At 71.5% G+C, this 7764-nt stretch carries 7 protein-coding genes; 5 read left to right on the top strand and 2 right to left on the bottom strand.

The features are described 5' to 3' along the window. Positions 1-127: 127 nt before the first annotated feature. The gene (locus tag TR49_RS04210) at positions 128-556 is read right to left on the bottom strand and encodes a VOC family protein (protein ID WP_042377277.1); all 429 of its coding nucleotides are present in this window, start codon (positions 554-556) and stop codon (positions 128-130) included. A gap of 386 nt (positions 557-942) precedes the next feature. Next, the gene (locus TR49_RS04205) at positions 943-2037 is read right to left on the bottom strand and encodes a mechanosensitive ion channel family protein (RefSeq protein WP_236653216.1); all 1095 of its coding nucleotides are present in this window, start codon (positions 2035-2037) and stop codon (positions 943-945) included. A 181-nt stretch (positions 2038-2218) separates the two neighbouring features. Between TR49_RS04205 and TR49_RS04200 the strand changes: the two genes are divergently transcribed. The 5 genes from TR49_RS04200 (at position 2219) to TR49_RS04180 (ending at position 7596) form a co-directional block, all read left to right on the top strand. Next, entirely contained in the window at positions 2219-2683 is a 465-nt protein-coding gene (locus TR49_RS04200; RefSeq protein WP_042377276.1) for a CBS domain-containing protein, read from the top strand. A 657-nt stretch (positions 2684-3340) separates the two neighbouring features. Beyond that, entirely contained in the window at positions 3341-3634 is a 294-nt protein-coding gene (locus TR49_RS44880) for a BBE domain-containing protein (RefSeq protein ID WP_052434002.1), read from the top strand. Between the two features lie 221 nt (positions 3635-3855). Beyond that, complete coding sequence (locus tag TR49_RS04190; protein ID WP_042377273.1) at positions 3856-5541, top strand: glycoside hydrolase family 99 protein; 1686 nt, start codon at positions 3856-3858, stop codon at positions 5539-5541. A 61-nt stretch (positions 5542-5602) separates the two neighbouring features. Continuing rightward, positions 5603-6355, top strand: coding sequence for an alpha/beta fold hydrolase (locus TR49_RS04185; RefSeq protein ID WP_042377271.1), 753 nt, complete (start codon positions 5603-5605; stop codon positions 6353-6355). Next, positions 6349-7596 (top strand): cytochrome P450, encoded by a 1248-nt coding sequence (locus TR49_RS04180; RefSeq protein WP_042377269.1) that lies wholly within the window; start codon positions 6349-6351, stop codon positions 7594-7596. Before TR49_RS04185 ends, TR49_RS04180 begins: the two co-directional genes overlap by 7 nt. Positions 7597-7764 lie beyond the last annotated feature (168 nt).

Below are 7764 nucleotides of genomic sequence, written 5' to 3'. Positions count from 1 at the left end.
TGGGCGGCCGGGCCGGGGCCGCCCAACCACGACGCGGGCCTGCACCACACCGACTGCGGCGGCTTCACGGGCCGCCACGTCCGGACGCACAGGGCACTGGTCCGCGCACCGGTCGGCCCGTGACGACCTATGGCCGGGCGTAGGGCCTGGTCATGACTTCCATGTTGTGACCGTCCGGGTCGTCGAAGTAGGCGCCGCGACCGCCGAACCATCCGTTGGTCCGGCCCGGCTCGGTGTGGCCGGGGTCGGCGTAGTAGGTGACCCCGACCGCGTCCAGGCGGGCGATCACGGCGTCGAACTGCTCGTCAGGGATGAGAAAGGCGTAGTGCTGCGACTGGATCGGCTCGTTCCTCTTCTCGTAGAAGTCGAGCGTCACGCCGTTGCCCAGGTCCACAGGCAGGAACGGCCCGAACGGGGCGCCGACCTCCAGGCCCAGGACTGCTGCGAGGAACTCGGCGGACAGGCGCCGGTCGCTTGCATAGACAGCCGTGTGGTTCAGCTGGACACCGGCCGTCGGCAGCAGGGATTCGTGCGGGTACTGCTGGTCATGGGACATCAGTGGAGTTTCTCCGGTCTTGGGATCCGCTGGATCGGGGGCGCCGGACGGGGGCGCCGGGAGCGAAGACTCGAAGAAGGGGGGCGGGCCTCGTGCCCGCCCAAGGCTCACGCCGAGGCCGGGAACCTCACTCGTGCGTGGCCCATGGCCGACCCGGCAGTCACCCGACCGACCTTAGCGATCGCCCCAGGTGGCGACAACACCTTTCACCGGCCACGCTCCGGCCGCAGACACGAGTGGTAGAAAGGCCGTGACTGGGCCGCCCGCCGCGCCGACGACTGGGAGGGCGCGATCCCCGGGTCCGAGCGGGTCGGCTGTGTGCGGCCCCACCCCTTTCCCGGCCCGGGGGTTCATCTCTGGCCGTCAGCCGGACAGACGCCCGCCGTTCAACGGCGCTCCTCAGACAGCTGGTCCCGGGGGGTGCGCGGCGCGCCGTCGCCGCCGGAGGTCGCGACCAGGACGCGCGGCAGGGCGTGGGGTTGTTCGTCGCGGAGGTAGGCGGCGAGCTCCTCGCGGACGAGGCAGCGGAGTTCGAAGGCGTCGGAGGCGTTGTCGGCGGTCATCAGGGCGCGGACGACCAGGGTCGTCGGGGTGGTGTCGACCACCTGGAGGGCCTGGCCGTCGCCGTTCCAGAGTTTGGTGGAGAGCAGCACCTCGGACAGGCGCTCTCGCAGGTCGGCGATCTCGGTGCGGTAGTCGACGTGGATCAGCGCGGTGCCGGTGATCGCTGGGTCGCGGCGGGACCAGTTCTCGAACGGCTTGCCGGCGAAGGCGGACGCGGGCATGACGATGCGGCGCTGGTCCCAGGTGGCGACCACCACGTAGGTGAGCGTGATCTCCTCGACCGTGCCCCACTCGTCGGCCACCACGACCTCGTCGCCGATGCGCATCATGTCGCCGAAGGCGAGCTGCATGCCGGCGAAGAGGTTGGCCAGGGTACTCTGTGCGGCGATGCCCGCGATCACCCCGATCAGGCCCGCGGAGGCGAAGACGCTGGTGCCGATGGTGCGCACGGTGCGGAAGGTCATCAGGATCGCCGCGACGGCGAGGACCGCGCACAACGCGCCCGTCATGCGGCGCATCAGGTCGGCCTGGGTACGCACCCGGCGCACCCGCGCGGCGTCCCTGGGCTGGACGGTGTAGCGGGCGAGGCCGAGGTCGAAGCCCACGCTGGCGACCTGGTAGACCAGCCAGGACGCGGCGGCGATCAGCAGCACGACCAGCGTGTGCCGGGCGACGCCGTCCGCGTCGCCCGCCCACCGGAAGCGGCTGCCGGCGATCAGCAGCGCCAGCGGCACCAGGGTGGCCAGCAGCGGGCGGCGGCAGCGTCCCAGCAGCCGCACGGACAGGCCGCGCGCGGCGCGGCCGCGGATCGTGCGCCGCGCCACCCGTTCGACGGCCTCGACCGCGAGCCACGCGGCCACCATGGCTGCGGCGATCGCGATCAGCGGCACTGTCACCGACTCGACGGCTGGATTCACGTGACCTCCCCGGGGTCCTGGTTGCGCGCACGCGCCTGTCCTGGCCGCGCCTAACCGGGCCCGGCGCGACCCAAACGGGGAGAGCGAGTGGCCCGCACTACATCCGTTCCGGCGGGGATGGATGTGGGCATGAAGAGAGGAAAGGGGGAGATGTCGGCCGGCCAGCGAAGGAGGACATGACGTGAGCCTGACCGTGGCACAGGTTCTTGCCGCCAAATCCGACGGTGGTCGTACCGTCCACACGATCGGCAAGGACAGTACGGTTCTCGCCGCACTCGAGCTGATGGCCGAGAAGGGGATCGGAGCTCTCGTCGTCATCGCCGACGACCAGATCGTCGGCATCGTCACCGAGCGGGACTACGCCCGCAAGGTGGAGCTCTGCGCACGCTCGGCCGGAACGACGCGCGTCGACGAGATCATGACCGGGAAGGTCCGCTACGTCGAACCCACCCAGAGCGCGGACGAGTGCATGGCGCTGATGACCGAGCACCGCATGCGTCACCTGCCGGTCCTCGACGACGGACGACTGAGCGGCATCGTCTCCATCGGTGACCTGCTCAAGCAGCAGATCGCCGACCAGCAGTTCACCATCGACCAGTTGGAGCACTACATCCAGGGCGCGCCGAGCCCCGTCCACCTGCGGTAGAGGGCACGCACGCACGTCCGAGGGCCGGACCCCGCCGGGGGTCCGGCCCTCGGCACGTGCAGCATGTGCGGTTCGGGCCGTGTGGTTCCGTCGGGGGGATCCGACGACCCGCCGACGGCGGAGCGGCATCCTCCGCCCGGTCGTGGGTAGCGTGGCCGCGCGTCTGAGATCGTCCGCCGTTCGGTCGTATCACACCAGGGGGAACCGCGATGGCACCCAACCCGGACCAGCCGCCCACCCGCCGTCAGATCCTGGCCACCGCAGGCGGCTTGGCCGACGGACCAGGTCGTGCGCGCCGTCGCGGACGCCGTGCGCACCGGCCGGCGGGTCGCCGCAGAACAGCGCCCCCGGGCGCGCCCGGCACCGGCCTGTACAACGTCCTGCTGCCGATGCACTGCTCGGCGGGGACCTTCTCCATGATCACCCAGATGGACGGCGACCTCCCGAACGCGGACCAGCTGTTGGGCGACTACTACGCCGCGCTGGTCAAGGACACCGGCCCGGCCCCGGCGCCCGGCCCCTTCTCCAGCTCCTGGCTCCACGCCACGACCTGGCCCGGCACGGGCGAGGGCGGCGACGTCGCGACGCGCCGCTACAGGCTCAAGGCGGCGTACCTGCGCTTTCACCGTTGCCCAACTCATTTCCATCTACGCACACTTGACCGACAAGACCGGCGACCAGCAGAGCGGCATGCTGCTCATCGGCTACGGCGGCGAGATCCAGCGCATCGCACCGCAGGCGACGGCCGTCGCCCAGCGCGACGTGGTGATGAAGGCGGTCTTCCGGTCCATCTGGTACTCCGAGGACGAGGACCCCACCCTCAACACCTCCGGCGTCCCCTGGTCCACCCACTACTACGGCGACAACTACCCCCGCCTCCAACGCGTCAAGGCCCGCTGGGACCCCCGCGACGTCTTCCACCACGCCCTCTGCATCGAACTCCCGGCCTGACGCGCGCGCCCCCGGCCCACGGGCCGGGGGCTCACCCGAACGTCCGGGGGCAGCCCGTTCCACTAAAGAACTGTCGAAGCGGCTACGTTTCTTGCGTTGGATACATCATTTCTTGCGCAATCTCCTCTGACTCTTGCCTTGAAGTGTCGGCGTCAATACGCTCACGCCCGGAGCGCGGCCGGATCCCCCACGCCAGCGGCCGCCCGACTCAGGGATGGCTCATGACCGTTTCCCGTCGCACCTTCCTGTCCACGGTCTCCGCCGGCGCGGCCGGGGTCGCTCTCGGAGGGCTGGCGCTGCCCGGCGCCGCGCGGGCCGCGAGCGCGGTCGGCGACGTCGTCGGCAAAGTGACCGTCGGTTACCAGGGCTGGTTCGCCTGCCCCGGTGACGGGGCGCCGATCGACGCCTGGTGGCACTGGAGCCAGAACTGGTCGCAGGCTCCCTCGCCGGGCAACAACGTGATCAAGGCCTGGCCGGACTCGCGCGACCTCTCGGGCGTCTACCCGACCGCGTACGCCGGCCTCAACGGCGGAGGGCCCGCGACGCTGTTCTCCTCCTACGACCAGCAGACCATCGACACCCACGTCCAGTGGATGCGCCAGAACGGCTGCGACACCGCCGCGCTGCAGCGGTTCGACCCCAACGGCAGCGAGGGCCCGACCCGCAACGCGATCACCGCCCGCCTGCGGTCCTCCGCGGAGGCGCACGGCGTGAAGTTCTACGTGATGTACGACGTGAGCGGCTGGACGAACATGCAGTCCGAGATCAAGGCCGACTGGACCGACCTGATGTCCGCCCACACCGCGTCCCCCGCGTACGCGCGGCAGAACGGCAAGCCGGTCGTCGGGATCTGGGGCTTCGGCTTCGACGACGCCAACCACCCGTGGTCCCCGTCCTCCTGCGCCGACGTCATCAGCTGGTTCAAGGCGCAGGGCTGCTACGTCATGGGCGGCGTACCGACCTGGTGGCGGCTGGGGACCAGCGACTCGCGGGCCGGGTACCTGGACGTCTACCACGCGTTCGACATGCTGTCGCCGTGGATGGTGGGCCGGATCGGCACCGCCGCGGACGCGGACAACTTCTACACCAACGCCACCGTCCCCGACCTGGCCGACTGCGACGCCCACGGGATCGACTACCAACCGTGCGTGCTCCCCGGCGACCTGTCGGCGCGCCAGCGGGCGCACGGCGACTTCATGTGGCGGCAGTTCTACAACATGACCCGGGCGGGCGTGCGGTCCGTCTACATCTCCATGTTCGACGAGTTCGGCGAGGGCAACCAGATCGCGAAGACCGCCGAGAACCAGGGCCAGGTGCCCGCCGGCTCCGGGCTGCTCGCCCTCGACGAGGACGGCACCGCCTGCTCCAGCGACTACTACCTGCGGCTCACGGCCGACGGCGGCAGCATGCTCAAGGGGCAGAGCGCCCTCACCGCGACCCGCCCCACACAGCCCGTCACCGGCTCGGGGGGCGGAGGCGGGGGCTCGAACCCGGACCTGGCGCTGCACCAGCCCGTCACCGACAGCGGCCACACCCAGGTCTACGTCGCCGCCAACGCGGTCGACGGCGATCCGAACAGCTACTGGGAGAGCGTGGACAACGCGTTCCCGCAGTGGCTCCAAGTGGACCTCGGCGCCACCGTCACGACGCGGCGCATCGTGCTGACGCTGCCGCCCTCGACCGCCTGGGGCGCCCGGACCCAGACGCTCACCGTCCAGGGCAGCACCGACGGCAGCACCTTCCAGACCGTCCTCGCCTCCGCGAACCACCTGTTCGACCCCGCCACGGGCAACACCTCCACGCTCACCTACCCGGCGGCATCGGCCCGCTACCTGCGGCTGTTCTTCACCGCCAACACCGGCTGGCCCGCCGGACAGGCGTCCGGGTTCTCCGTGTACGCGACCTGACCCCCGTAGGATCGCGCAGGGCCCACCCACGGACCCGCACGCGTCAACGGAGGGACAGTTGATGGAGCTTCAGCGCATCGGGACCGGGGAGCACGCCGTGCTGGTCCTGCACGGGTGGTTCGGCTCGTCGCGGGCGTGGCAGGCCCTGTTGCCGCACCTGGACCGGGAGGCCTTCAGCTACGTCCTGCTGGACTACCGGGGATACGGCGCGCGGCGCGGGGAGAGTGGGCGGTTCACGCTGGACGAGGCGGCCGCGGACGTGCTGGCCGCGGCGGACGAGCTGGGGTTCGACCGGTTCTCGCTGCTCGGGCACTCGATGGGCGGCACGGTCATGCAGCGCGTGTACGCGGACGCGCCCGAGCGGGTGCGGGCGATGGTGGGCGTCTCGCCCGTGCCGGCCGGCGGGCTCCCCTTCGACGAGGCCGGCTGGCAGCTGTTCTCCGGCGCGGCCGACGACTCCGGCCACCGGCGGACGATCATCGACCTCACCACCGGCAACCGGCTCACGGGCGTCTGGCTGGACGCGATGGTCCGCCACTCGCTGGAGAACTCCGACCGCGACGCCTTCGCCGCCTACCTGCCCGCCTGGGCGCACACCGACTTCCACGCCGAGATCGAGGGCAGCGCGGTGCCGGTCAAGGTGATCGTCGGCGAGCACGACCCGGCGCTGGGGGCCGAGACCATGCGGGCGACCTTCGCCGCCTGGTACCCGAACCTGGAGACGGAGGTCCTCGGCAACGCCGGCCACTACGCGATGGAGGAGACGCCGGTGGCCCTCGCCGGGTCCGTCGAGCGGTTCCTCGCCCAATGGTGACGGCGCGGCCGGACGTCTTCGACCCGCGCGTGTTCGTGCGGGGCATCCCGCACGAGGCGTTCCGCCTGCTGCGCGACACGGCGCCGGTGGCTTGGCAGGACGAGCACGAGGTGTTCGACTGGCCCGCCGGGCCGGGATACTGGGCGGTCACCCGGCACCGCGACGTCAAGGAGGTGCTGCGCACGCCCGAGGTGTTCTCGTCCTGGCTGGGCGCGACCCAGATCCGCGACCCGGAACCGGACGACCTGGACTTCATCCGGCGGATGATCCTCAACATGGACCCGCCCGAGCACACCAGGATCCGCAGGATCGCGGCCGGGGTGTTCACCCGGCGGCGGCTGGAGCGCTCCTCCGAGCGGATCGCGGCGCGAGCCGCCGCGCTGCTGCGGGTGGTCGCCGAGCGGGGCCGCTGCGACCTGCCGGTCGACGTGACCGACGACTTCCCGCTGACCAACCTGGCCGAGCTGCTGGGCGTGCCGGAGGGCGACCGGCGCCTGCTGCTGGAGTGGACCAACCGCGTCATCGGCTACCAGGACCCGGAGCACGCCCAGGTGGTACGCGACGAGCACGGTCGGCCGGTCAACCCGCGCTCCCCCGCGATGCTGCGCGACATGTTCGACTACGCGCAGGAGCTGGCCCGGCGCAAGCGCGCCGAACCCGGGGACGACCTGATGACGGCGCTGGTCCGGGCCGAGGTCGACGGGCGGGCGCTGACCGACGCCGAGCTGGAGATGTTCTTCTTCCTGGTGGTGGTCGCGGGCAACGACACCGTCCGCAGCGCGCTGCCGGGGGGCGTCCTCGCCCTGCTGGAGCACCCCGCGCAGTACCGGCGGCTGCGGGCGGAGCCCGCGCTGCTGCCGACCGCGGTCGAGGAGATGCTGCGCTGGCATCCGCCGGTGCTGAGCTTCCGCCGCACCGCCGCGTGCGACACCGAGCTCGGCGGGCAACGGATCCGGCGCGGCGACAAGGTCGTGGTCTACCACGTGTCGGCGCACTACGACGAGCGGGTCTTCCCCGAGCCGCACCGTTTCGACATCACCCGCAGCCCCAACGACCACCTGGCCTTCGGCCAGGGACCGCACCTGTGCCTGGGGGCGCACTTCGCGAGGCTGCAGCTGCGGGCGTTCTTCGGCGCGTTCCTGCGGCTGCCGGAACTGGAGCTGGACGGGACGCCGGTGCGGCTGACGTCGAACTTCATCAACGGCCTCACCCACCTGCCGGTCCGCGTGTCCACCGGGTGAGTCCGGGCGGGCTGTCCAGCCGGGGAGCTTCTGCGGGTCGGAGGTCGCGTGGATGCGCGAGACCGCCGCCGCGGGCTCCCGGCCGAACAGGTGACTTCTCGGGTCGGACGCCTGCGGCGAAGCGCCGTCGGGGCATCAGTACGCACCGTGCGGCCCGCAGCAGGCGGG

Origin of the sequence: Streptacidiphilus melanogenes (assembly GCF_000787835.1) — a bacterium.
GTDB classification, from domain to species: Bacteria; Actinomycetota; Actinomycetes; order Streptomycetales; family Streptomycetaceae; genus Streptacidiphilus; species Streptacidiphilus melanogenes.
This window is presented reverse-complemented; position numbering and strand designations above follow the sequence as displayed.

Bases quoted from the DNA above. Each gene is read 5' to 3' on its own strand.
- TR49_RS04185 (WP_042377271.1), top strand. From the start codon at position 5,603: ATGGAGCTTCAGCGCATCGGGACCGGGGAGCACGCCGTGCTGGTCCTG.
- TR49_RS04190 (WP_042377273.1), top strand. From the start codon at position 3,856: ATGACCGTTTCCCGTCGCACCTTCCTGTCCACGGTCTCCGCCGGCGCG.
- TR49_RS04180 (WP_042377269.1), top strand. From the start codon at position 6,349: ATGGTGACGGCGCGGCCGGACGTCTTCGACCCGCGCGTGTTCGTGCGG.
- TR49_RS04210 (WP_042377277.1), bottom strand. From the start codon at position 556: ATGTCCCATGACCAGCAGTACCCGCACGAATCCCTGCTGCCGACGGCC.